At 69.8% G+C, this 23,228-nt stretch carries 22 protein-coding genes; 19 read left to right on the top strand and 3 right to left on the bottom strand.

Translation table 11 applies throughout. The annotated features are described in order from the left end of the window. Window positions 1–683: 683 nt before the first annotated feature. A complete protein-coding gene (locus ABEA87_RS14030; protein WP_345629620.1) occupies window positions 684–1,034 on the bottom strand; it encodes a YbaB/EbfC family nucleoid-associated protein in 351 nt (116 codons plus the stop codon). After that, window positions 1,027–1,434: a YbaB/EbfC family nucleoid-associated protein gene (locus ABEA87_RS14035; protein ID WP_345629622.1), complete on the bottom strand. Its 408-nt coding sequence runs from the start codon at window positions 1,432–1,434 to the stop codon at window positions 1,027–1,029. The genes ABEA87_RS14030 and ABEA87_RS14035 overlap by 8 nt, the downstream gene beginning before the upstream one ends. Before the next feature lie 45 nt (window positions 1,435–1,479). Here ABEA87_RS14035 and ABEA87_RS14040 point away from each other — a divergent pair, with 45 nt between their 5' ends. Genes ABEA87_RS14040 through ABEA87_RS14055 form a run of 4 tightly spaced genes read left to right on the top strand, consistent with a single transcriptional unit; the run spans window position 1,480 to window position 4,809 of the window. Continuing rightward, the gene (locus ABEA87_RS14040; RefSeq protein ID WP_345629624.1) at window positions 1,480–1,848 is read left to right on the top strand and encodes a hypothetical protein; all 369 of its coding nucleotides are present in this window, start codon (window positions 1,480–1,482) and stop codon (window positions 1,846–1,848) included. Window positions 1,849–1,907: 59 nt separating this feature from the next. Next, window positions 1,908–3,014, top strand: coding sequence for a hypothetical protein (locus ABEA87_RS14045; protein ID WP_345629626.1), 1,107 nt, complete (start codon window positions 1,908–1,910; stop codon window positions 3,012–3,014). After that, a complete protein-coding gene (locus ABEA87_RS14050; protein WP_345629627.1) occupies window positions 3,014–3,541 on the top strand; it encodes a hypothetical protein in 528 nt (175 codons plus the stop codon). The genes ABEA87_RS14045 and ABEA87_RS14050 overlap by 1 nt, the downstream gene beginning before the upstream one ends. After that, window positions 3,541–4,809, top strand: a complete 1,269-nt coding sequence (locus tag ABEA87_RS14055; protein WP_345629629.1) for a hypothetical protein — start codon at window positions 3,541–3,543, stop codon at window positions 4,807–4,809. Before ABEA87_RS14050 ends, ABEA87_RS14055 begins: the two co-directional genes overlap by 1 nt. 15 nt (window positions 4,810–4,824) lie before the next feature. Here the strand turns inward: ABEA87_RS14055 and eccD are convergent, their stop codons facing one another. Further along, window positions 4,825–6,198 (bottom strand): type VII secretion integral membrane protein EccD, encoded by a 1,374-nt coding sequence (eccD, locus tag ABEA87_RS14060; protein ID WP_345629631.1) that lies wholly within the window; start codon window positions 6,196–6,198, stop codon window positions 4,825–4,827. Window positions 6,199–6,290: 92 nt separating this feature from the next. On the opposite strand from eccD, the gene eccCa reads away from it, so the two are divergent. The 15 genes from eccCa (at window position 6,291) to ABEA87_RS14135 (ending at window position 23,159) form a co-directional block, all read left to right on the top strand. Further along, window positions 6,291–10,268, top strand: coding sequence for a type VII secretion protein EccCa (gene eccCa, locus ABEA87_RS14065; RefSeq protein ID WP_345629633.1), 3,978 nt, complete (start codon window positions 6,291–6,293; stop codon window positions 10,266–10,268). 94 nt (window positions 10,269–10,362) lie between these two features. Next, on the top strand, window positions 10,363–10,692 hold the full coding sequence (locus ABEA87_RS14070; protein ID WP_345629635.1) for a hypothetical protein: 330 nt from the start codon (window positions 10,363–10,365) through the stop codon (window positions 10,690–10,692). A 48-nt stretch (window positions 10,693–10,740) separates the two neighbouring features. Next, a complete protein-coding gene (locus ABEA87_RS14075; protein ID WP_345629636.1) occupies window positions 10,741–11,052 on the top strand; it encodes a hypothetical protein in 312 nt (103 codons plus the stop codon). A gap of 38 nt (window positions 11,053–11,090) precedes the next feature. Further along, window positions 11,091–12,308 (top strand): type VII secretion-associated serine protease mycosin, encoded by a 1,218-nt coding sequence (gene mycP / locus ABEA87_RS14080; RefSeq protein WP_345629638.1) that lies wholly within the window; start codon window positions 11,091–11,093, stop codon window positions 12,306–12,308. 44 nt (window positions 12,309–12,352) lie between these two features. Next, a complete protein-coding gene (locus ABEA87_RS14085) occupies window positions 12,353–13,147 on the top strand; it encodes a hypothetical protein (RefSeq protein ID WP_345629640.1) in 795 nt (264 codons plus the stop codon). A 6-nt stretch (window positions 13,148–13,153) separates the two neighbouring features. Beyond that, on the top strand, window positions 13,154–13,579 hold the full coding sequence (locus ABEA87_RS14090; protein ID WP_345629642.1) for a hypothetical protein: 426 nt from the start codon (window positions 13,154–13,156) through the stop codon (window positions 13,577–13,579). Window positions 13,580–13,597: 18 nt separating this feature from the next. Then, window positions 13,598–14,863, top strand: coding sequence for a hypothetical protein (locus ABEA87_RS14095; RefSeq protein ID WP_345629644.1), 1,266 nt, complete (start codon window positions 13,598–13,600; stop codon window positions 14,861–14,863). Window positions 14,864–15,002: 139 nt separating this feature from the next. Continuing rightward, a complete protein-coding gene (locus ABEA87_RS14100; protein WP_345629646.1) occupies window positions 15,003–15,725 on the top strand; it encodes a hypothetical protein in 723 nt (240 codons plus the stop codon). A gap of 16 nt (window positions 15,726–15,741) precedes the next feature. Beyond that, the gene (locus tag ABEA87_RS14105) at window positions 15,742–16,167 is read left to right on the top strand and encodes a hypothetical protein (RefSeq protein WP_345629648.1); all 426 of its coding nucleotides are present in this window, start codon (window positions 15,742–15,744) and stop codon (window positions 16,165–16,167) included. Between the two features lie 3 nt (window positions 16,168–16,170). Continuing rightward, window positions 16,171–17,130 carry a hypothetical protein gene (locus ABEA87_RS14110; protein ID WP_345629650.1) on the top strand — a complete coding sequence of 320 codons (960 nt, stop codon included), beginning with the start codon at window positions 16,171–16,173 and terminating at the stop codon, window positions 17,128–17,130. Between the two features lie 191 nt (window positions 17,131–17,321). Then, window positions 17,322–18,761, top strand: a complete 1,440-nt coding sequence (eccB, locus tag ABEA87_RS14115; protein ID WP_345629652.1) for a type VII secretion protein EccB — start codon at window positions 17,322–17,324, stop codon at window positions 18,759–18,761. Between the two features lie 89 nt (window positions 18,762–18,850). Then, complete coding sequence (locus ABEA87_RS14120; protein WP_345629653.1) at window positions 18,851–19,336, top strand: hypothetical protein; 486 nt, start codon at window positions 18,851–18,853, stop codon at window positions 19,334–19,336. Next, window positions 19,329–20,423 (top strand): WXG100 family type VII secretion target, encoded by a 1,095-nt coding sequence (locus ABEA87_RS14125; protein WP_345629655.1) that lies wholly within the window; start codon window positions 19,329–19,331, stop codon window positions 20,421–20,423. The genes ABEA87_RS14120 and ABEA87_RS14125 overlap by 8 nt, the downstream gene beginning before the upstream one ends. Window positions 20,424–20,629: 206 nt before the next feature. After that, window positions 20,630–21,898, top strand: coding sequence for a DUF1800 domain-containing protein (locus ABEA87_RS14130; protein WP_345629657.1), 1,269 nt, complete (start codon window positions 20,630–20,632; stop codon window positions 21,896–21,898). Between the two features lies 1 nt (window position 21,899). Beyond that, window positions 21,900–23,159, top strand: coding sequence for a DUF1501 domain-containing protein (locus ABEA87_RS14135; protein WP_345629659.1), 1,260 nt, complete (start codon window positions 21,900–21,902; stop codon window positions 23,157–23,159). Window positions 23,160–23,228 lie beyond the last annotated feature (69 nt).

Here is a 23,228-nt window from a genome sequence, read left to right on the forward strand (position 1 = left end):
TCGCACCGGCCGCCAGGGCTCCAGCGAACAGCATGGTTACCTCGGACGGGATCGGGATACACGCCGACTCGGCGAGCATCAGGATGAATACCGCGAGGTACCCGAAGGTGACAATGAAGTGCTGCACGCCGACTACGCTACAGCTTGTAGTATGGATGCGACGCTGCTATCGTCCACGCCGCGTCAGTCGAGTCACGCGATGACGAGCGCCGTCCGGGAGCCTCAGGACTCGAGGTGACAGGCCAGAGTAGCCCAGGTCGATTGCTCGTCGTGGTGTCATCCACGTCTCCGCATAGATCGCTGCGATGGAGCGGGCGCCTGTGGCTCGGACTGGGAAGAGCGGAGGCGTCGTTGTCTGTCGTCCCCTTCTTGACTCGGGGTACCCATGAGATTGACGGTATTGGTCCATCGGTCGCAAGTGGATCGGCTCGGTTCGGTCATCGGCGACCGATGGCCACGCACCGGTGGCGCACCTGGGCGACGCGTCCGTCGCAATGGCGCGAGCACCTCACTATCCTCATGGGACACCGCCGGGTACGCCATCTCGCCGGGTATGACATAGCGTCGCCACGGTGCGGGCGCCCTGCTGCTCGGGCATCGCACGGCGTGGCACCGCTACACGAACACCACGCAGCGCGGCCAGGTTCGGTTCACGCCGATCCACGATCGGGGCAACAAGGGTGCTACTCGGACTCCAGCCGGCGCAGTCCGAGCTCGGTGTGGTCGAACCGGGGATCCTCGAGTTGCTCGGCGGCCCGTTCGAACGCCGCCCGCGCGCGCTGCTGCGTGTCGCGGATCGTCCTGGTCACGACGTCGCCCAGCGTGGCCAGGTCGTAGCTGCGGAAGGTGTCCTCGCGCAGCCGTACCGTGACCGTTCGCCATCCGTCGGTGACCCGTACTTGTACCCTCTCGTCGTCGCTTCGCCCGTTAACCACGGCCCCGGCCAGCCGGCCCGTCTGCGCGGCCAGGTCGGCGAGCGCCTGATTGATCTGCTGTAGGGATTCGGCGAGGCCTTTCCGGTCGATCTCAGGCATCGGTGCCGTCCCCGGTGTGCGCCGTCGGGCCGACGGCCATCTCGATTCCCCCGTATGACTCGTCTTCTTCAGGCGCCGCGCCCAGGTGCGGGAACGCCTTTCCGACGGCGGCCCGCGCCGCGGCGTCGACCTGCCGTTGCGCCGCCTGAATCGCAGTGGCGACGGCGCGCTCGACGACCTGCGGTGCGCGGGTGACGGCGGTGCCGGCGAACCGGATGCGGGTCACCATGCCGTCGCCGTCAACTACCGCGCTGACCAGGTGCTCCGGGTCGCGTCCGGTGTAGCTGGCCGACTTCAGGCGCTCCAGTTGGGCCGGGACCTCCTGCTCCGCGTCGGCGTCGACCGGCGGAAAGTCCTCGGGCGTGAAGAAGTCGGCTAACGGATCTTCAGTTGGGTTCATCGACAACCCAGGCTCCATGGTGGAACAATATAATCCACCGTCATCTTGGATCAGGGGCTGATCATGCAACCAGATGCCTCCGTGGCGAACCTCAATCCGGCGCTGCTGACCGACTGCGACGGTGCCGCGCAGAAGGCGAAGGAGTTGTACGCTGCGGCGGATCAGTACGATCAACAGGCCACCAAGCTGCATAGCTCCGGAGCTCTCGCCGCCGCGATGAATCCAGGGTTCTCGTCGGCGTTCCAGGCGCAGCTCAACGGGGAGCAGCTCGGCCAGGTGAGCAGCACCATCGCTAAACGGATCCGTGCCCAGGCGGATGAGTTGACCCGGTTGGTCAACGAAACCCGGGCCGGCTCTGTGGAGGCGGCGAAGAAGCTTCGTCAGGTGATGGATCCGGCGCCGGCGGTCAGCTAGCTCCGGCCGGTACAAGGTGATGAGGGGTCGGCGTGTTCATAACCTTCCATGACATCTGGATGTCCAAACCGGAGACGTTCCAGGACACGGCGATGGTCAAGCTCGGGGCGTCGGCACAGGTTCTCGGCACGGCGGGCGGCCTGTTTGGTAGCGGCGCGAACCTGACCAACCAGCTCTCGGGCCGGGCGCAGACGGCCCAGAACAGTCAGGCGACCCAGCTCATCTCCCAGGGTGCGCAGCTCACCAGCGGCGTGACGCAGACCGCCAACATGATTAACTCGCAGGGTCAGACCATGAAGGCGGCCAAGGCGCGGTTGGTCAGCCTCGTCACGCTGGCCAAATCCCAGGGCTTTTTGGTCGACCTCAACACCGGTGTCGTCACGCCGGGTCCGGCGATGCTCAAGCCGACCGTCGACTCGGCCTACTACATCGCGCAGGCGGCGAAGTTCAACGAGCAGATCCAGACGGTCGTGTTCCAGGTCAACGCCCAGGACATCACGGTGAAACTCAGCCTCGCGAAGACCGCGCTGGACGTGGTGAGCTTCGTCGTCGGGGCCGCCCAGGGCACCAGCGCCACCACGACGGACCCCAACCTCGCCCCCGTACCGCCGGCCGGGACGCTGCCGACCGGCACCTTGCCGACGAGCGGCTCGTCGTCGACCAGCACACTGCCGACGAGCGGCTCGCCGTCCACGGGCACCTTGCCGACGAGCGGCTCGCTGTCGACCTCCGCTTCCATCCCCACCAGTGGGTTGGCGAACGTGTCCGCGACGGTTGGCGCGGGACACGCGACACAGCTGAGCGGGGCGACCCCGTCGTTCGGTCTGGCCAGCGCGGGGCAGCTTGGTGTCGACCCGATGGGTGGTGCCGCACAGGGCCTCGGCGCGTCGGGCATCACCCCGCTCGGTGGCGGCACCGCCGCGGCGGGTGTGTCCGCGTTGAGCGGCGCCAACCAGGCGCCGATCGCCGCGGGACCGGCGCTGATCGGCCAGTCCACGACGGGCGGCGGCTCCGTGATGGGAGTCGGTGGCGCGCCTACGGGCGCGGGTGGACGCGCGGGCGGCCAGCAGCGGGAGTCCACCGCGTGGCGCCAGCTGAGCGAGGACGACGAGGACGTCTGGGCCGCCGGCGACATCCCGGACACGAACGATGGCGTACTGGCCTGATGACCCTTCCCAGCAAGCCGACTCCGACCCGACTTCAGCAGGGGCAGTCGACGCAGTCGTTCGACCAGCTCTCAAAGAGCCTCGCCATCGACGTCACCCAACTCGCACAGGTCAGCGCCTACCTGAAAACCCTGGCGCAGATGGTTGATCGGGTGCGGGTGGAGGTGAGTGACGCGGACAAGCCGCTGCGGGTGGGTACCCGGGAGGCGAATCCGTTCGCCGACCCGCGGGCGGGGGAAGCCGCGTCCGGCGAGAATGTGGTCGACACGCTGGGCAGGAACACCGCAAGCGTGCACAACAACGTGCGCGGTAGCCTCGACGACCTGCAGACCTGCCTGAAGAACACCGCCGCCGCCATGGACCGGGTCGCCAAGTCCGTCCACGACAACAGCCAGGACAACACGAAGCGGCTGCAGCAGCAGCTGGACGCGGCGTTCAATCCCCAATCGGCCCGGCCGAGCGGCCAGACGCCGCACACGCCGCCCCTGCGTCCGGCGCCCAAGGCGTCCGGTGGTCGGCGGGCCTGATGCCGTCGTGGGAAGAGGTCGTCAGCTGGGTCGTCGTCGGCAGCAGCGGTAATCACCTCCGTGAGTCGGCGGCCAAGTGGCAGGCCGTGTTCAACGATCTCGAGACCATTCAGGACAGCGTCACCAAGCTCAAGCAGGACATCGGCCATGCGTCGTGGGCGGGCCAGGGCGCGGACGCCCTCGTCGAACACCTCGCCAAAATCAGCAATATGCTGCACACCCTGATCATGGACAATCGCCGGATCGTGGTGGGGCTGCAGGACGCCGCCGCCCATCTGGACGGCACGGTCGGCAAGATTCCGATTCCAGCCTGGGTGAAGGACGAGGCCACGCACAGGAGGACGACGTTCGACTCCTCCGGTCAGCTGACCGAGTACCAGACAAACGAGTTCTACAACCGGATGCCGTGGACCACGATCGAAGGGTCGGGCGAAGCCGAAGTCGGATTCAACCTGGGGCAACGCTTCTGGTACTGGTACCAGGACTACATGCAGACCGCGGACTCCGAGCGGGTCTCCTTGCTGGACAACTACGCGGCCGACGCCCGCCGGATCGGTACCGGCAACAGGGTCGCGCCACCGCAGGTCGGCGGGGCGAGCCGGACCGGCTCGGGCATCGGTGGCGGTGCCGGGTCGAAGCAGCTGCCCACGGACGCGCTGTCGACCGGAGTGAGCACGCCAATGATGCCGACGGCCACTCCGCCGCCCGGGCTCGATACCAGCGCGCTGAACAGCAATCTTGATCCGAACGACGTACAGATGCCGGACACCTCGGCGTTGGATTCCTCCGGCACGGATGGGGATCTGGGGCAACTCGGCGGCGTGCCCGACCTCGACACGTCCAGCCTCGGCGGTGGCGGCGCGACCGGCTTCGGCCCGCTCCCCACGGGCGGCCTCGGTCCGCTCCCCAAGGGCGGCCTCGGTCCGCTCCCCAAGGGCGGCGGGACCGGCCTGGCAGGCGTCGGCTCGCTCGGCGCCGGTGCCGGCGGGCTCGGCAGTGGCGGCCTCGGACCGCTGGTGTCGCCCGAGGCCATGGTCGGGCAACCGCCGGGCTCCACCGCGGCCGCGGGGCTGGCCGGCGCGGGCGACGGGGCGGGCCTGGCCGGTGCGGGGGCCGGCGCCATGGGCATGATGCCGGGCGGCGTCGGCGGTGGCGGGGTGCCGAGCGACGCCGCGGGTGAGACCGGGACGAGGCTTGTCGAGGACGACAAGAACATCTTCGGTTCGCGGCCTGGCGACCGTGACTTGCCGGGCGATGTGATCGGCTGAGCCGTACGGGCGGGCTCAGCCGCGGATCGCGCGCACCGCGTCGAGCACACCACTGACCCACGCGGCCAGCGGTAGCAGGGCGAGGATGAGGACGGTCTCCACGATGTCCAGAAACCGGGTCCACGGCGGGGATTGCGGGCGCTGACCGGCGAGTCCGAACCCGATGCTCGCCGCGGCCACGACCAGCGCCACGCCGAGCACCGCCAGCAGGCGCTGAACCTGACCGGCCTGGACGAACAGGGTGACCGCGACCGCGGTCAGCGCGGTGCCGCCGGTGATGAGCAGGGGAATACGCTGGGTGCGTCCGCGAAACCAGCGACTGCGTAGGATCGGCAGCAGAACCAGCACCCCGGCCATGGCGAGGCCGCGGCCGCCCGCGGAGACGACCAGGACGGCCGCGGCGGCGCTGACGATGGACAGCGTGCCGAGCATGGACGATAGGAAGAAGTCCGCGCGCTGCCCGAGGTGCAGCACCCGCGCCGCGTCCACGGTTTCGTTCTCCTGTCGCAGGTGCTCCCGGTCGGTCGGCACGGAGGGCCGGGGCAGGCCGGCGAACCGGTAGGCGAGCATCGGCATGACGGGCAGGATGGCGTACGCCAGGGCGACCGTGATCGACGCTCCGGCGGCGACACCTCGACCCATCGCGGCCGAGATGCCCAGCGCGGCGAAGACCGCCACGGCGCAGACACCCGCGCTGAGGAAGATGGGCGCGGCCGTGGGCACCCCCGCCGAGGCGAGCACCGCGGCAATCACCGCCGCGGTCACCGCGACCGCGACGTGGGCGAGCGTGAGCTGGCTCGCCGAACGGTCGCCGGCGAGCAGGAACAGCCCGCCGACCCCGGCGTACACCGTCGCGACGAGAGCGAAGGCGGTGCCGGTCCACGCCTCGCCGAGGGCGCGTGTGAAGACCATCGCCACCACGAGAAGGATGACGGTCAAAGCGAGACCGGTCACCCCGACGAACAGGTACGGCGGGCCGGCGAAGGGAAGCGCGACCGCACCGCCCGCCACCGCGAGGATCGCGGCGATGCGGCCGGCCAGGCGGGTGGTCTGCGGCACCCAGCGGCCGCGGCGGTCGCGGGTGCCGCTGGCCAGGGCGTCCACGAGGTCGTCGAAGACCATCAGCGGTCCGGCCTCGCCGCGCGGCCGCAGGTAGAGCAGCTCGCCGTCGCGGACCGACAACTGGGCCGGGGTGCGCGAGTTGTCGAACTCGTCACCGTTCATCCGCGACAGCACCCAGCCGCCGCGCCGGCCCGGGTTCTCGGCCGCGCCGCCGGATGCCTCCAGCAGCGTGGGCAACAGATCGACCAGTGGTACGTCGGCGGGCAGCGCGACGTCGACGCGACCGCGTGGCGCGACAATCGTGACCCTGCTGAGCAGGCTGGCCATGCACCCACTCCCCTCATCGGAATGCCTGCATATATTAGGCCCAGCCTGCCGTGTAGGGTGCTTACGGTTCCTTGACTGTGGGAGTGCTGGTCGTGGGTACTACGCTGTTTCGCCGGCCACCCCGGCTGCCCGTCCCGCCGCTGCCCCGCGGGGAGCTGGCGTTGGAGTCCCCACCCGAGCTCGCCGAGCCGCTGGCCCGCAACGCTCTGCAGTACCTGATGCTGCTTCCCATGCTCGGCGGGGGCGGGGCGATGGCGCTGATGTACTCCACCCGGGGCGGCGGCGCCCTGACCTATGTGGTCGGTGCGATGTTCGGCGTCTCCATGCTCGGCATGGCCGTGACGTCCTTCGCGTCGGGCCAGGGCAACAAGAAGGCGGAGGTCGACGCCCGACGCCGCGAGTATCTGCGGTATCTGGCGCAGTCGCGCCGGCAGGTGCGCCGGGCCGCGTCACAGCAGCGCACCGCGCTGCTGTGGCGCCATCCGGCACCGGACGCCCTGTGGTCGGTGCCGGTGTCCGGGCGGATGTGGGAGCGGCGCAGCAGCGACAACGACTTCGGTGAGGTCCGCGTCGCCGAGGGCGCGCAGCGGTTGTCGGTCGCCATCACGGCGCCGGAGACCCGGCCGGTGGAGGATCTGGAACCGCTGACCGCGATCGCGCTGCGCCAGTTCGTCCGGACGCACTCCGCGGTGCCGGAGCTGCCGTTGGCGATCCAGCTGCGGGCCTTCAGCCGGGTGCTGCTGCGCGGCGAGCGCGACGCCATTCTCGGCCTGACCCGAGCGATGATCTGCCAGTTCGCGACGTTTCATTCCCCGGACGACGCACGCGTGGCCGTGGTCGCCGCGCCGGAGCACATCGACGACTGGGACTGGGTGAAGTGGCTGCCCCATGCCCAGGACGAGCGCAACAGCGACGGGGCCGGGTCGGTGCGGCTCTTCTACACCTCGATGGGCGACCTCGAGGCGGCCCTCGGTGAGGAGGTCAGCGGGCGACCGCAGCATTCGCCGGACGCCATGCCGTTGACGGGCTCACCCCACCTGCTCGTGGTGCTCGACGGTGGGGAGGTGCCGGTCGCGAGCCTCCTGCAGGGCGCCGGAGTGCACGGCAGCACCGTGCTGGATCTGGCCGGCGCGGTTCCGCATGACGCCGGCCGGTGGCTGCTGACTCTGGATGTCGCCGAGGAGATGGTCACTGCCGATCGCGGCGAGCGCAGCACCCCGCTGGGCCGGCCCGACCGGCTGAGTGTCGAGCAGGCCTCCGGCATCGCCCGCGGCCTCGCACCCTACCGACTGTCGCGCTACGTGAGCGACACGGTCGAGGCGACAGCCCGCGTCATGGAGCTACCCGACCTGCTGGGTTTCGGCGATGCCGCCGCGGTCGACCCCGAGGTGTCGTGGCGGCGGCGCGCCCCGCGCGACCGGCTGCGCATCCCGTTGGGCGTGGCGCCGAACGGGTCGGCCGTGGAACTGGACCTCAAGGAGGCGGCGTTCGGCGGGATGGGGCCGCACGGCCTGGTCATCGGCGCGACCGGCTCGGGCAAGAGCGAGCTGCTGCGCACGCTGGTCACCTCGCTGGCCGTCACGCACGCCTCCGACGACCTCAACTTCGTGCTGGTGGACTTCAAGGGTGGCGCGACGTTCGCGTCGATGGACGTGCTGCCGCACGTCAGTGCGGTCATCACCAACCTGGCGGACGAACTGTCCATGGTGGACCGGATGCAGGACGCCATTTCCGGGGAGCTGGTGCGGCGTCAGGAGCTACTGCGGGCGGCGGGCAACTACGTCTCGCGGCATGAGTACGAGCTCGCCCGGCAGGCCGGTGAGCCGTTGCGGCCGCTGCCGAGCCTGCTCATCATCTGCGACGAGTTCAGCGAGCTGCTGGCCGAGAAGCCGGACTTCATCGACCTGTTCGTCATGATCGGTCGGCTCGGCCGTTCGCTCGGTGTTCATCTGCTGTTGGCCAGTCAGCAGCTCGAGGAGGGCCGGCTGCGCGGCCTGGACACGCACCTGTCGTACCGCATTGGGCTGCGCACCTTCTCGGCCATGGAAAGTCGCATCGTGCTGGGTGTGCCGGACGCCTACGAGCTGCCGAACGCGCCCGGGCACGGGTACCTCAAGGTCGGCACGCAGACGATGCAGCGCTTCCGGGCCGCCTACGTGTCCGGCCCGTACCGGGAGCAGAGCCCGTTCCGGCGACTGTCGGCCGTCAACGGTGCCGCGAGGATCGTGCCGTACAGCGTCGGGTACGTGCCCGAACAGCAGGTGGTCGAGCCGGAGGCGATGGAGCCCGGGTCGGAGCAGGACACCGGACGGTCGGTCAGCATGCTCGATGTCATCATCGGGCGGCTGCGCGGGCATGGCGTACCGGCCCACCAGGTGTGGCTGCCGGTACTGGACCAGGCGCCGCCGCTTGACATGCTGCTGGGCAACCTGGTGACCGACGAACGCACCGGGCTGATCGCGCCGGCCTGGCGGCAGGGGTACCGCCTGGTGGCGCCCGTCGGCATCGAGGACCGCCCGTTCGAGCAGCGCCGCGATCCCCTCGTGGTGAACCTCAGCGGCGCCACCGGCAACGTGGCGATCGTGGGTGGCCCGCGGGCCGGCAAGAGCACCCTGCTGCGCACGCTGATCGCCTCGCTCGCGCTGACCCACAGCCCCCGTGAGGTGCAGTTCATGTGCATCGACCTCGGCGGCGGCGCGTTGCGCGCGCTGCAGGATCTGCCGCACGTCTCCGGGGTAGCGTTGCGCCGCGACGTGGAAGCGTTGCGGCGCACCGTGGCCGAGGTGAGCGCGCTGGTCGAGGACCGGGAGGCGCGCTTCGCCGCGGCCGGTGTCGCGTCCATCGACGAGTACCGGGACCGGCGGGCGGCCGGCGAGTTCGCCGACGACCCGTTCGGCGACGTGTTCCTCATCGTGGACGGGTACGGCCTCATCCGTGAAGAGCACGACGACCTCGACGAGATCATCACCAGCCTGCTGTCGCGGTGCCTCGGCTTCGGCGTGCACATCGTGGTCACCGCCAGCCGGTGGGGCGAAATCCGTTACAACATCCGCGAGTTCTACGGGACCAAGCTGGAGCTGCGGCTGGGTGACCCGAGCGACTCGGAGATCGACCGTCGCACGGCGGTGAACGTGCCACTGAGCAGCCCCGGTCGCGGCATCTCACCCGAGCGGATGCACTTCCTCGTCGGCGTGCCGCGCATCGACGGTACGGAGGGCGATGACGGGCTGACCGAGGCCACCGCCAACCTCGTCACCCGCTCGCGTGCCGCATGGCCGCACGCGCCCGCACCGCGGGTGCGCCTGCTGCCCCGGAATCTGGCCGCCCATGAGCTGTCCGAATCGGCCGATCGGCCCGCTCCGGCGATCCCGATCGGCGTCAACGAAACCTACCTGGCCCCGGTGTATCTCGCCCCAGACGACGAGCCGCACCTGATGATCTTCGGGGATGCCGCGTCTGGCAAGACCAACCTGCTGCGGCTGATCGCCCGCGGCATCGTCGAGCGCAACACGCCGGACGAGGCGATGCTCGTCATCGTCGACTACCGGCGCACGCTGCTGGACGTGGTCACCGGCCAGCAGTTGCTGCGGTACGCGCCGTCGGCCCAGGTGGCGCAAGAGGTGATGGACGAGCTGGCGGCGGCGCTGGCCGAGCGGCTGCCCGGCCCCGACGTGACCAGCGAGCAGTTGCGCACCCACAGTTGGTGGAAGGGCCCGGACATCTATGTCCTGGTCGACGACTACGACCTGGTCGCCGGATCGTCCGGCAACAATCCCATCGCCGCGCTCGCCGACCTGCTGGCGCAGGCGCGCGACATCGGGGTGCACCTCGTCGTCGCTCGGCGCAGTGGCGGTGCCGGACGGGCGTCCTACGACGCCGTGCTCGGCAAGCTCCAGGAGCTGGACATGCCCGGGCTGGTGATGTCGGGCAACCCGCAGGAGGGTGCGATCGTCGGGAACGTCAGGCCGACGCCGCAACCCGCTGGTCGGGGTGTGCTCGTGCGGCGCAGCGATGGCATCAACCTGATTCAGACCGCCTGGCTGGAGCCGGTTGCGTGGCCTGCGACGTAGCCCTTTCCGCTGCCCATTACCAGCGGTAGCATGTAGATCGACGTGTCTGGAGTAGACGCGTTAGGTGCCGATGTGCCATCGAGGTGGAGGGGCAATGGCCAACCTCAGCTTCGCGATTCCCCAGGTTCGCGACTGCGTGAAGTTCATGGACGACTTCCAGACACAGCAGGATGGTGACCAGGCGAAGTACCAACAGATCGCCAACAACCTGCCGAACAACTGGGGAAGCACGGAGGTCGCGGTTTTCACCGACGGGATCAACGAGCTTTCGCGCAAGACAAAGCAGATGCGCGACTTTCTGACGCAGTTGCACACCACGCTGGGTGAAGCCAGCAACCAGGTGCAAGCCAGCGGTGAGCAAGCGAAGAAGAACCTGACCAACGCCATCGGCGGTAACAGCATCAGCGGCGTCATCAACAGGTAACGGGTCGCCCGCTGTCGGGCGGACGTGGCTTAGGGAGAGCAGGACCGAATGGCTATTGGACCGGACGTCGCAATCAAAGACCCGGCGGCGGCAGAGGCCGACGCGAACCAGATGGCTAAGCTCGCCACGGAGATGCACGCGCGGCTCGAGGCGCTGATCGGCCAGGTGACCGGCAAGCTCAATGAGACGGACGGCGAGACGAAGAACGCGTTCATGTCGCAGCTGCAGCAGTACCAGAAGCTCGCCATGGAACTGGAGGCGAGGAAGAACAACCTCGCGGCCGCGGCCCGGAGCATCGTCCAGGGCAACGTGAGCGACGATGTGCAGTTCGCGAAGGCATTCGGCGGCGTGAACCCCTGACCGCAGCCGTCATCGGGCCAACGTTGTAGCGTTGCGGCGTGAGCGGGTTCGTCAGCGCGCTGATGGTCGTCGGGCTGCTGGGTGCGACGGGCGGTGCACCGGTGGGTGCGCCCACGCCGGTTGAGGTTCGTGCCCAGCCGTGCGGACCGGTAGTGACGCAGCCGTTGGTCGAGGCTCCCTGGGGCCTGACCCGGCTGCGTCCTGACCTCGCGTGGCCACTGACCGAGGGCGCCGGCGTCACGGTCGCGGTCATCGACTCCGGCGTATCGCCGGCGTCGCCGAGCCTCAGCGGCAAGGTGGCGCCCGGCATCGACTACGTGGACCCCACCGCGGGCCCGGGCCAGTGCGATGAGAACGGTCACGGCACGCTCATCGCCGGCATCATCGCCGGCCGGGAAACCGTCAGCGGCGGGTTCCGTTTCTACGGCGTCGCACCCGAAGCGACGATCGTGCCGGTGCGTGTGCTGCGAGACCAGCAACGGTCATTCGAAAGCGACCTGTCCGACCGCATCGCCAACGCGATCCGCTGGGCGGTCGACGTCGGCCGCGCCGACGTCATCAACCTGTCGTTGACCACCGAGCCCAACGCGGACCTCGCGGCGGCCGTGCGGCACGCGATCGATCAGCATGTCGTGGTCGTAGCCGCGGCGGGCAACGAGGGCACCTCGCAACAGCCCGGCCAGCAGACGTACCCGGCGGCCTACCCCGGCGTGATCGGCGTGGCCGGCGTCGACATGCAGGACCGGCACGTGTCGAGTTCGACATCGGGTGACTACGTCGACGTTGCCGCGCCGGGAGTGCGGATCGCGGGACCTTCACCCCAGGGCGGCGGCTTCTTGTTCAGCGCCGACGGCGGAACCAGTTTCGCGACGGCGTACGTCTCCGGGGTCGCGGCGCTGGTACGCGCCTACTACCCGGATCTGACCCCGGATCAGGTGACCCAACGCATCGAGCAGACCGCGGAGCATCCCGCGCAGCAGTGGAATTCCGACGTCGGGTACGGCGTCGTCGATCCGGCGCGGGCGGTGGGGTCACTGGCCGAACCCGCGGGAGTGGCGCCCGGACAGGCGGGTGCGGGATCCTCGCCCAGGGCCGGCATGGCGCCCGTCGCCGCACCCGTGCAGACCGGCCAGGGGTTGACGATCGCGGCGGCGTGGATCGCCGGCGCCGGCGTTGTCGTGGTCTTCGGGGTACTCGTCGGCAGCTCGGTGGCCCGCCGGGGCCGTAAGCGCAACTGGCGAGTGAATCGTTTGTGACGTTAGACTCATCCGGCGAGTTCCTGTCGTGGGAGAGGGCCGAGATGCCGGATGAGTTCGACGACATCGCCGCCTTCGTGGAGCGCGCACAAGCCGGCCTTCCGGCCCTGCGGCGGTTGATTGACGACGCGCGGGCGAGCGTTCCTTCGCCGTTTCACGGCGCGGACAGCACCGACACCATTCGGGTCAGCCTCGGCGAGGATGGCTTGCCGCAGGCGTTCACCGTCGCCGCCAACTGGCGAAGCGCCCTCGGTGTCGACGGCTTCGCCCCGGCCGTGGACGAGGCGTGCCGCAACGCCGCCCTGGCCAGTTTCGAGGTGGCCGGAACCGCCGACGTCACTCGGTCGGTCGAGCAGATCAGGTCCGTGATGGAGTACCTGGAGGGTTCCGCCGGACCGCCGCCGGGCATTCCCATGCGCCCTCCCGCCGCACCCGCCGCCGACCGAGCCGAGCCGTCGAATGGTCCTATCTGGACAGACGCGATGCTCGATCAGCTCCTCGCGACCACGGATGCGATGGGCAGCGTCGGGGACCTCGTCGCGGCCGCGGAAGGGGAGCACCTCGGGGCCGCGGCCGCGGGGCGGTTGCGGCTCACCGCGGGTGCCATGATCACCTGCACCGCGGACTCCGACTGGCTGGGGCGCCAGGACAGCACCGAGATCGAGGCGGCTCTGGCGGTGGCCGCAGCTTCGTTGCGGGCCGCGCGCGACACCGCCGAGGCCGCGCTGTCGCAGGCACTGTCGGCACCCGAGAGGCTGCAGGCCGAGATCCAGGCGCGTCGGGCGGATGCCGCCGGCTGGGCGACGCGCCCGCCACCACACGGCCAAGGAGCATGGTGACAGGAAATGGCTGACCAGAACGACGCCGAGATCCGCGTCGACTATGAGTTCATCAAGACCAACGCGCAGTTCTGGAAAGCCCAGGTGAACTCCGAGCACGCGGACATCCAGCGCAGTAGTGGGCAGTTCGTGCTGACCGGTGGCACGAGCGGGGTCATGCCGAGACTCTTCACGCTCCACGATCAGGCGATTCAGTTCTTCCGCCAGGCCTCCGCGGAGGGCAGGACCGCGACGTACCACATCGCGCAGCGGCTGGAACTGATCCAGAAGTGGTACGAGCAGAACCAGCAAATGAGCCGGGCGCTGCTCAACACGGTCACCGGGGGCGTCCCGTCGCCGAACGCACCCGTAGCCCCGCAGGCCAACCCGGTCGCGCCCACGGCGCCTGTCGCACCGCCAGCCGCACCACAGAACCGGCCGTCGGGACCGTGACGCTGATGGAGGGCCACCGTGGCTGACCAGACCAACTACGCGAACTACGAGAAGCTGCGCGACAGCATCAAGACCGACTACCAGCAACTGCTCGCCGCCGCCGACTCGGTTCGGGCGGCGATCGACGCGACTGGCCCGTTCCAGGTGTACCTGGGCGTCGCCGGCCAGGGGTACAAGACCCTGGTCAACGCCGCCAACCTCTGGGTCAACAGGTTGACCGACTACGACTGGGAATTTCCCCGACTGGCGTCGCAGGACATGGCGACCTGGGCCCACATCAGAGACCACGCCGGCATCATGAGAGACCTCACCCGCTGGATGGAGGCGATGGGCTCGGACGAGAGCACGCGTGCGGCGCTGCGCTCGGACACCGGTGCGGACACGGTCCGAACCGCCGTGCAGGACGCCCTCGCCAACCGGCGCTCCACCGTGGACGATTCACAGTACTTCGCTAAATTCGAGGCGAACCAGCCCGTCCAGTCCAACGGTATGCGCCCGCCGATCGCCCAGATCCCCCTGCCGTACCTCGGGCAGCACGTGCCCAGCGGACAGGCGGCGCACGGCAATGCCGACGGCTCGCCCTGGGCGGGCCTCACCGGCGACTCCTACCGGGCCGCCTTCAAACCACAGCTGGACGCCACCCAACTGCTCTACGACTACGCCGACCAGGCCATGACCCTGCTACGAACCGCCCGCGGAAGCTACAACGACTTCTTCGCCGCCTTCAAAAACTGGATGTGGGCGGCCATCGCCATCCTCATCGCGTTTCGAACCGCCATCCGCAACTTCTGGCGGTCGGTCCTGGCTCTCGCCGGCATCATGCTCGCCGCGGAGGCGAGCGGGATCGGCGCCGTATTATGGGCGGCGGTGGTGGCGAACCGGGTCGCGATCGGCCTGGCCGCCATAGCGGTCGTCTTCGTCGAACGCCTCCTGGCCATCATCCAGGCCTGGGTCGGGCTCGGTAAGAACCTGGACACGCTCGCCGCCGGGGTCGACAGCTTCAACAACAAAATCCTCCAGCTGACCACGATGCCCGGGGGCTTCGTCAACGGGCACTGGCCCGATCCGACGAACACCGCCGAGTTCCCGGACATGGGCCGCAACAAGGACGGCGCGTGGCAGCCGGTGACCAACAGCGAGCAGAACGGGCGCGACGGTTTCTCCGTCCCGCCCTGGTCCAGCCCGGTACCGGCCGGGCCTCCCGCTCCCGTGGTACCGGCGCCTCCCGTGCCTGCTCCGCTGCCGGATCCGCCCAGCCCGTTTGGATATCCGCCGTACCCGTGACACCGGTCGGTGACGGCGCAGGAGTTCCCGGCCGCGCCGAAGCGTACTTGGTTGCTCGTCATTATCTGTTCACCCGCGCGCCCGAACGTTGGGTCTCGTGCAATCGAGCCCAGCTGGTGGTCGGGAGGCGCGAGGCGGGGTGGAGTCGGACCTGCACTCGCTGGTCGAGCGTCTCCACCGTGTTCTTCCCGCACTGGAGGCGCTGACGGCTGAGCCGACGGCCCAGGTGTCCGGTGTTACCCAGTCGACGGATGCGGTCAGTGTGATGCTGGCGGCGGACGGTCTGCCGCTGCGAATCGAGGTGCACCCGGACTGGCGCCGCACGGTGGGCCTGGGAGAGTTCGCCCGCGTGGTCACCGAGGTGTGCCAGGAAACGGCTCGGGCCCGTGCTGATGTGGTGGCCGATGCGGTGTCGGCGGACCAGTGGCCCGAGCGGTTCGCCGCACTGCTGGGCTACCTCACCGGTGAGGCGCCACCGCCACCAGATCTCCCACCCGCCGTAGCGCTGCCGCCGACGCGGACGCGGGAATCGGGCGCGTTGCCGGCGTTGGTGGCGGACCTGGTCCGCGCGTCCGCCGCGGTGGGTGAGGTGGCCGCCGCCGTGAACCAGCCCGGTGCCCGGGCCGTGGGAACCGGTGGACGAGGCAGGCTGGTGCTCGTCCTGCACGAGTCGGGAGCACTACGCTGCAGCGCCGATCCGGACTGGGTGGCCGGCCGCGACACCCAGGAGCTCAACGACGCCCTGGCCGCGGCCGTCGCAGAGCTGCGCGCCGCCCGCGCGGCCACCGCCGACCAGGAACTGCTCCAGACAGCGAAGGCAGTGCTCGCCGTGGACGGCCAAGCGTCCACCGGCGGCAGGTAAGGACAGGGAGGCGTCCATGGCGAGTGCGGCGGAGACCGCGATCCGGGTCGAGTACAACTACCTGCGCCGCCAGCGCGACGACTGGCACGACCTGGCCCCAGACGTGGGCAAGATCGCCGGGCTGCTGCAGCAGCTGGCGTGGCGCGGCCAGCCCGCCGCCAGCACCGACCTTCCGTCCGGCGACCTGGTCCGCGGCGCGGTCCGCGCGCTGGCACACGTGACCAACCCCCAGTGGATCTCGGACTGGCAGGCCCGCCAAGTGACCTTTCTGCGTCCCGTCCTGGAGGCGCACCAGCAGGTCGCAGACTGGGCGCAGAACCGTGCGGTCGAGGGGTGGACGGCGCAGAACAACATCGCCGAGACGCTGTCAGAGATCCTCGACTACTACGAAACGGAGACCACCCGTCATCAGGCGTTGCTGCGGACCGTGGGACGGGATTAGGACGTGACCACCGCGGAGAAACAGGCATTCGAGCAGCTCCGCCAGCAGACGCGCGACTACTACGAGCGCATCCTGCAGGCACGGGATTGGGTGAAGACGGCCCGCACCAGGACCGACGCGTTCGGGCCGCTGAAATCGGTGGCGGACCAGACCGTCCAGCCGATACTCAACGCCCTGGACGAACTGGTCAAGGTGGGCACCGACCAGTACGAGAAGTTCGCCCCGGTCGAGTGGGACTACGTCGAAATCGCCGACCACGACGCCGACATCTGGAAGCAGATCAAGGCAGCCACCAATGTGGTGAAGCAGGGCGTCGCGGACATCAACGACGACCGGGCTCGGGTGACCAGCGAGGCCGAGGCGCGGGCCAACGCGATGGACCGGGCGCGCGCCGTGGGACCAGTCGACCCGACCCAGCCCGCACCCTGGGGAGGCAGCGCCGGCAGGGCGTACACGACCCAGATCCCGGCGCAGGCGACCGCCGCCCAGTTCATCGGGGAGCTCGCGGACATCGCGGGCGAGCTCATGCGGCAGACCAGCGAGAACTTTCACTCGCTGATCTCGGCCCTGAAGAACCTCATGGAACAGATCCTGATGTTCTGGATCCTGCTCGTCGCGTCCCTCATCGACCTGGGGTACATCGTCATCGACGCCATCTTTTTCCCGCCAGTCCAGCTGGCCCTCGCGGTCAGCGCGCTGGTGGCGTTCGGCGCCACCTTCACGCAGCGGCTGACGCAGGTCGCCCCGGCGATCACCAACTACCAGACCGCCATGGACAACTTCCACAACAACACCAACCGCAGGATCCAGGACCTGAGGAACAAGCTGGCGGACGCGCCCGACGTCTTCCGCTACAGCGGCGCGTCCTCGCCGCAGTGGCCCGACCCGACCCACCACGGCGCCTTCCCGGGGGTGACGCAGTCCCGCGGGGGCAACTACGAACTGCACGTGGAGCACCACTAATATGTGGCCACAGCGCGCGAGTTCGCGCGGCACACCTGCACGCGAACTCGGGCGGCGCAAGAACGCCTGAACCGCTGGCGCGTCGGGGCAGCCCGCACCGACTCAGGCGGTTACTCGCGCCCCCGCGGTCGGATTCGCCCGCGCCGGCCCGGGCTGCTAATCGCAAGCGCGCACACGGGATGGGTGACGGGATGGCGAGCTGGAGCCGGCGCGAGCAGAACCAGGCGTACCAGTTCCTCAACCGGCGGATCGTCTCGGCGATCCTCTCCGGCGAACCGGAAACCACCGAGCTGCCGATGCGCCGGTTCGGCCTGTCCATCACCGCCAGCGCCGCCGTGGCAGTGCTCGTCATCGCCGGCTTCCTCGTCTACGGGCTGCTCGTGCCCGGCGGTCGTCGCCCCGCGGAGAACTCCATCATCCTCGAGCGCGAGACCGGAGCGACGTACATCTACCGTCAGGGCGAGCTGCACCCCGTCCTCAACTTCACCTCGGCGCGGCTGATCCTCGGCCAAGCCAATCCCCCGGTGCAGACGTTGTCCCGCGCCCCGCTGCGGGACATCCCGCGCGGCCTGCCGGTGGGCATCCCCGGGGTGCCAGACACCCTGCCGGACAAGAGTTCCCTGGTCGGCCTGCCGTGGAGTGTCTGTACCGCACCGCGGTCACCGACGTCGGTGGTCCTGGCCACCCATGTTCTCGTAGGTACCGTTCCCGACGGCGGCACCGCGCTTCCCGTCAACGAAGGTGTCCTGGTGACCGCGGGGGTGAGCACCGACCGGTACCTGGTGTGGCACGACCACCGGTTGCGGGTGAGGGACAACGCCGTCATCGCCGCCCTGGGTTGGACCGGCGTGCGCCCCGCGCCGGTCACGCCGGCATTCCTCGACGCCCTGCCGGCTGGCCCGGATCTCACGCCGCTCACCATCCCGGGGGCGGGCCAGCCGTCGCCGGTCGTGATCGCTGGCTCGCCCACCACAGTGGGCCAGTTGGTCCGCGCGCAGAACGAGTTCTACGTGGTGCTCGCCAACGGCCTGGCGCACGTGGGAGAGCTGACCGCGCAGTTGTGGTCCGCGGCCGGCCAGCGCATCACCGATGCCTCGGCCCAGGAGATCGGCCGGTTCCTGGTGGACACGAGCGTCGAGCCCACCGGACTGCCGGCTGAGGTCCCGACGGCCCACGGCATTGACGACCGGTTCGCCATGGCCTGCGCGGTGTACCGCGGTGGCACCACACTCGACCAGCCGGTCAGCGTGCTGTCCTACGCGCGCGTCGCCGCGGACATGACGTTGACGGATACCGCGGCCCCGCCGGTCGGCACCGATGGTTCACCGGTGGCCGATCGGGTGGCGCTGCCCGGTGGTCGGGGCGCGTTGGCCGCCACGTTGCTGCCGACGGGCTCGGCCGCGACCGGGAATGTGTACGTGGTCACCGACCAGGGCCTGAAGTACCCGCTGCCACCCGCGAACACGGCCACCGTGCAGTCGTCGCTCGGGTTTGCCGGCGTGCACCCTGTGCCGATACCCAGCTCGATCCTGGCCCTGATCCCGACAGGTCCGGCGCTGGATCCGAGCGCCGCGGCCCTGTTCGTCGCGCCGGACACCGTCAAGGCCACGCCGAGTCCGAGCCCCGCGTGACGGCGGTGAAGATCGCCATCACGACGCCTGATCGGCTAGACTTTCGCTAAACGAATGCACTTCTGCCGGCTTGTAATGGACGGTTCGTCATGAGCGCGGACGGAATTCTGGTCGACCTCCAGGAAATGGAGGACTTCCGTGACCACCTCACACCCCATCTGCAGCAGATCGCCAGCGCGCTGACCACGCTCACTCACAGCGACGCACCGCAACTCGGCAGCTTCTACCACGCCCAACAGGCCGAGCAGCGGTACGAGGCGCTTCGCGTCGACTTCGTCGCCCGACTGCGCCGGTTGATCCTCGCGCTAGCCGTGTCGGACGCGGGCATCGGCTCGATCCTCGACGCCTACGAGACCCGCGGCCACAACAGCGTGGCTTCGTTGAAGACCGCGGGCGACGTGCTCAACGATGACCGGGCGGCACGTGCCGCCGTGCGTTCCGACCCGGTGCTCGCGGACATCCTGCGGCAGGACCCGCAGCTCAGCAAGGTGCTCTCTGGCGGTTCGGGCGACTCGTTGACCAACGCGATCACGGACAGCAGTGCCATGATCCGGGGAGCGAACACCGATGTCTGACGAATACGTCGAACGCTACCAGGCCGTCGAGCACTCGCAGCTCTATCGCGAGCTCAGCGCCGGCGCTCCGCCGAGCCTGGACGCCCTCTCCGACGTCTGGCAGACGGCGGCACAGACCCTCCAGACGACCGCGGCCGACCTGCGCGCCGACCTCGCCAAGCTCCAAGCGTCGTGGTCCGGCGAGACCAGCAAAGAATACCAGTACCGCCTCGGGCTCGCCGCGTCGTTCGCGGAGGGCCTCGCCGAGCAGGCGATCAATCTGCACACCGGCCTGTCGACCATGTCGGTGGCGCTGACCGAGGCCCAGTCCCGCGGCACGCCGGCACCCACCAACGACACGGACTGGGAGCACGACGCGATGCTGGGAACGCTGCTCGGTCACACGGTGACCGACGCGGAGTTGGCCCAGTCGCATGACCAGCTGGTCACGGTGGTGGCCGACCTCGCCGTGTCGTACGACCTGGCCGACCGCAGCGACTGGTCCACACCGGCGCCTGATCCGTCGCCCGACCTGCCCGGGCAGGCGCTCGCCGTCGACGTCGGCGTCGCGAACGCTCAAGACGCCGGGGCCACGCCGGCCAATGCCACGGTGGTGCCGGCAGTGGTCACGCCGGTCAGCACCACGGTGGTGCCGGCTGCGGCCACGCTGGCCGCCCCTGTGGCGACGCAACTGGCGGGGACCATCGGCGGCCCGCCGCCGGCCGTGACGTCGCCGGCCATGGCGTCGCCGGCCTTGTCCGCGCCCTCGCTGGTGTCACCGCTGTCCGGGGCGGCGACCCCGTTGCCGCCGAGCCTCATCGGCACCGTGACATCGTTGCAGGGCGCCGGTACGAGTCTGGCCGCCTCCACCGGCAGCGGGCTCGCGGCGGCGCGGGGCTCCACCGCCAGTACAGCCACCGGCTCGTCCGCGTCGCTGCCGCCGCCGGTCATGGGAGGTGGCCCTGCCTCGGGGTCGGCGCAGCCCGGTCCGGTCAGCCGGTCGCTGTTCGACGACGAGACCGCGTGGGCCGGCGAGAACGACGCCTGGGCGAACCATCGTGACGAGTCACCGCCGCCCGTGCTGGGCCACCCGAACGGATCTGTCTGACCTGTGACCTGCCGGCCCGTCGTGTGCCCGCATCGCGACACACGCGAGAATCTCCGGGTCGTAGCCGATGGCGAGGTCGCGGCCCTAGAGGTCCGCGGTCGCCTTCGCCTTGACGACGGTCACCGTGGTTCCCTTCTCGTTTTCTCCTACGGCGATGAGAGGGTCATCGGTTTCTCGCGATGCCCGTCGTCGTCTAAGTTGACACCATGAGCGACGATGTCGCGCTGCTGCTGGGCAGGGCCGGCTTCGGGCCGACCGCCACCGAACTGGCCGCCGCGAGGAAGGCCGGTTACCCGGCCGCCCTGTCGGCCATGCTCCAGCCGCCCGGGCCGGACATCGGCGCCACCAGCGCACCCGTGCCCGACCTGGGACCCGACCCGTACGCGCGGCAGCCCAACCCGACGGTCAGCCAGCGCACCAGCTTCGACGCCACCCGCGCCGACCAGGTCACGCAGCTTACCCGGTGGTGGCTCGACCGCATGACGGCCGCGGACCACCAGGCCATGGAGCGGCTGGTGTTCTTCTGGGAGGGGCACTGGGCAACCTCGGTCACGAAGGTCAAGAGCGCTCAGCTCATGCTGACCCAGCACCTGACCATGCGCGGCGCGAGCGACTTCTCCGCGTTGGCGCACCAGATGATCGTCGACCCGGCGCTGGTCTACTGGCTGGACGGTCAGCTCAACACCCGGGGCGCCGCCAACGAGAACCTCGCGCGCGAGTTCTTCGAACTGTTCACCCTCGGCATCGGTAACTACACGGAGCAGGACGTCAAGGCGTCCGGCCGCGCGCTGACCGGCTGGCGCATCGATCTGGCCGGGCGGCGCTGCGTCTTCGACGCCGACGTCTTCGACGGCGGGAGCAAGACGATCCTGGGCGCCACCGCGAACTTCGGCGCCAGCAGCCTGGTTGACCTGGTGTTGCGGCGCCCGGCCTGCCCACAGTTCATCGCCTCCCGGCTGTGGTACCGCTACGGCTCGTCGACCCAGCCGATCCCGGCGCGCCTGCGCGAGGCCATGACGGCCAAGTTCCCCTCGCCCACGGCGATGCTGGCCGTCCTGTTCGCCGACGACGCCTTCCGCGCCACCCGGGCCACGATGGTCAAGCAGCCCATCGAGTGGATCGTCGGCGCCATGCGGCAGCTGAACATCCGCCCGGCCGACATCCCCGCGGCCACATTCACGGAGATCTGCGACGGGCTGGCCGGCCTGGGGCAGCGGCCGTTCACCCCGCCCAGCGTGGGCGGCTGGCCGTCCGGCGCGGCCTGGCTCACCTCGGCGGCGGCCCAGGTGAGGCTGAGCCTTGCGGGCAAGCTGGCCAATCTGGCGGTCGACACCCGGCTCACGCCGCAGGACGTGGCGTACGTGCTGGGGGTCGACACGTGGACCAACCGCACGTACGCGCTGCTGCGCGGCGAACGCAACTCGCGACTGTTGATGGTGCTCGGCATGGTGAGCCCGGAATATCTGGTGACCTGACATGGACGCACTGACTCGACGCCGGTTCCTGCGCGCCTCCGGAGTCGTCGGCGCGGCCGCGCTGGCCACCGGCGGGGCCGTGATGGGCCTGGCCGAGCTCTTGGGTACGGCGACCAACGACCAGCCGGCCTGGACCCGCCAGAAGGTCAGCCGGCTGGTCCTCGTGACCCTGTACGGCGGCAACGACGGACTCAACACCGTCATCCCGTACGCGGATCCGGCGTACCACTCGGCGCGCCCGGAGCTGGCGTACCCGCCGGAGCAGGTGCTGCACCTCGACGCCTCGCTGGGCCTGAACCCGGCCATGCGGCGCATGAAGCAGGCGTGGGACAACAAGCGGCTGGCGATCGTCCTGGGCGTGGAGTATCCGTCGCCCAACCGCAGCCATTTCCGCTCGATGGACATCTGGCAGAGCGCCACGCCGACCAAGCCCGCCACGACCGGCTGGATCGGCCGCTGGCTGGACGGGACGAAGGCGTCCCGCGAGGTCGCGGTGAGCTTCGAACCCGTGCTGCCGCCGGTGCTCGCCGGTCAGGCCCGGGTCGGTTCCTGCATCAGCTACCAGGGCTTTTCGCTGCCGACCTGGATTGACGCCGCCACCGTGTCGGCGCTGGGCCGCCCGCAGGCGGGGGAGCCGGAGATGCAGGCCCGGGCCGCGAACAGCTACGCCGACCTGGTCACCATGGAGCACGTGATTGGCGGTGCCGATAAGCCGGCCGGTTCCGTCTCGACCGATGACGGCGTGTCCGGCCCGGCCACCGGCACCGGCGGCGACAGCGAGATCGCCGGCCAGCTCGAACTCGTGGCCCGCTGCGTCGAGGTGGGCGTGCCCACCCGGGTCTACTCGGTGAGCCTCGGCGGCTTCGACCTGCACGCCGACGAGCGCGACGCGCACCAGTACCTGCTGGGGCAGCTCGACTCCGCGCTGGGTAGCTTCCTCGACCGGATGGCGCGGACCGAGGCCGGCCGGCAGGTGGTCGTGGTGGTGTACAGCGAGTTCGGCCGGCGGGTACGGGCGAACGCCTCCGACGGTACCGATCACGGTACGGCCGCCCCGATTCTCGTGGCCGGTGCCCGGGTGGCCGGCGGGTTCTACGGCGAGCAGCCGAGCCTGACCGACCTCGACGACGGCGACCTCAAGGCGTCGACCGACTTCCGCGACGTCTACGGCACCGTCCTTGCCACGGTCCTGCGTGCCGATCCGGAGCGCTACCTTGACGGCTTCCGGCCGCACCTGCTGCCGCTGTTCCCGCCCGGCTGACCGTGACCGTCCGGCGCGGTTCGATGGGGGCGCGACTGTTTCCATCGCCACCGCTCCGCCGAGCCCGCC

This window comes from Rugosimonospora acidiphila (assembly GCF_039543385.1).
In the GTDB taxonomy this organism is placed as follows: Bacteria; Actinomycetota; Actinomycetes; order Mycobacteriales; family Micromonosporaceae; genus Rugosimonospora; species Rugosimonospora acidiphila.

Bases quoted from the DNA above. Each gene is read 5' to 3' on its own strand.
- ABEA87_RS14030 (WP_345629620.1), bottom strand. From the start codon at position 1,034: ATGCCTGAGATCGACCGGAAAGGCCTCGCCGAATCCCTACAGCAGATC.
- ABEA87_RS14035 (WP_345629622.1), bottom strand. From the start codon at position 1,434: ATGAACCCAACTGAAGATCCGTTAGCCGACTTCTTCACGCCCGAGGAC.
- ABEA87_RS14045 (WP_345629626.1), top strand. From the start codon at position 1,908: ATGTCCAAACCGGAGACGTTCCAGGACACGGCGATGGTCAAGCTCGGG.
- ABEA87_RS14050 (WP_345629627.1), top strand. From the start codon at position 3,014: ATGACCCTTCCCAGCAAGCCGACTCCGACCCGACTTCAGCAGGGGCAG.
- ABEA87_RS14055 (WP_345629629.1), top strand. From the start codon at position 3,541: ATGCCGTCGTGGGAAGAGGTCGTCAGCTGGGTCGTCGTCGGCAGCAGC.
- eccD (WP_345629631.1), bottom strand. From the start codon at position 6,198: ATGGCCAGCCTGCTCAGCAGGGTCACGATTGTCGCGCCACGCGGTCGC.
- ABEA87_RS14070 (WP_345629635.1), top strand. From the start codon at position 10,363: ATGGCCAACCTCAGCTTCGCGATTCCCCAGGTTCGCGACTGCGTGAAG.
- ABEA87_RS14075 (WP_345629636.1), top strand. From the start codon at position 10,741: ATGGCTATTGGACCGGACGTCGCAATCAAAGACCCGGCGGCGGCAGAG.
- ABEA87_RS14085 (WP_345629640.1), top strand. From the start codon at position 12,353: ATGCCGGATGAGTTCGACGACATCGCCGCCTTCGTGGAGCGCGCACAA.
- ABEA87_RS14090 (WP_345629642.1), top strand. From the start codon at position 13,154: ATGGCTGACCAGAACGACGCCGAGATCCGCGTCGACTATGAGTTCATC.
- ABEA87_RS14105 (WP_345629648.1), top strand. From the start codon at position 15,742: ATGGCGAGTGCGGCGGAGACCGCGATCCGGGTCGAGTACAACTACCTG.
- eccB (WP_345629652.1), top strand. From the start codon at position 17,322: ATGGCGAGCTGGAGCCGGCGCGAGCAGAACCAGGCGTACCAGTTCCTC.
- ABEA87_RS14120 (WP_345629653.1), top strand. From the start codon at position 18,851: ATGAGCGCGGACGGAATTCTGGTCGACCTCCAGGAAATGGAGGACTTC.
- ABEA87_RS14125 (WP_345629655.1), top strand. From the start codon at position 19,329: ATGTCTGACGAATACGTCGAACGCTACCAGGCCGTCGAGCACTCGCAG.
- ABEA87_RS14130 (WP_345629657.1), top strand. From the start codon at position 20,630: ATGAGCGACGATGTCGCGCTGCTGCTGGGCAGGGCCGGCTTCGGGCCG.
- ABEA87_RS14135 (WP_345629659.1), top strand. From the start codon at position 21,900: ATGGACGCACTGACTCGACGCCGGTTCCTGCGCGCCTCCGGAGTCGTC.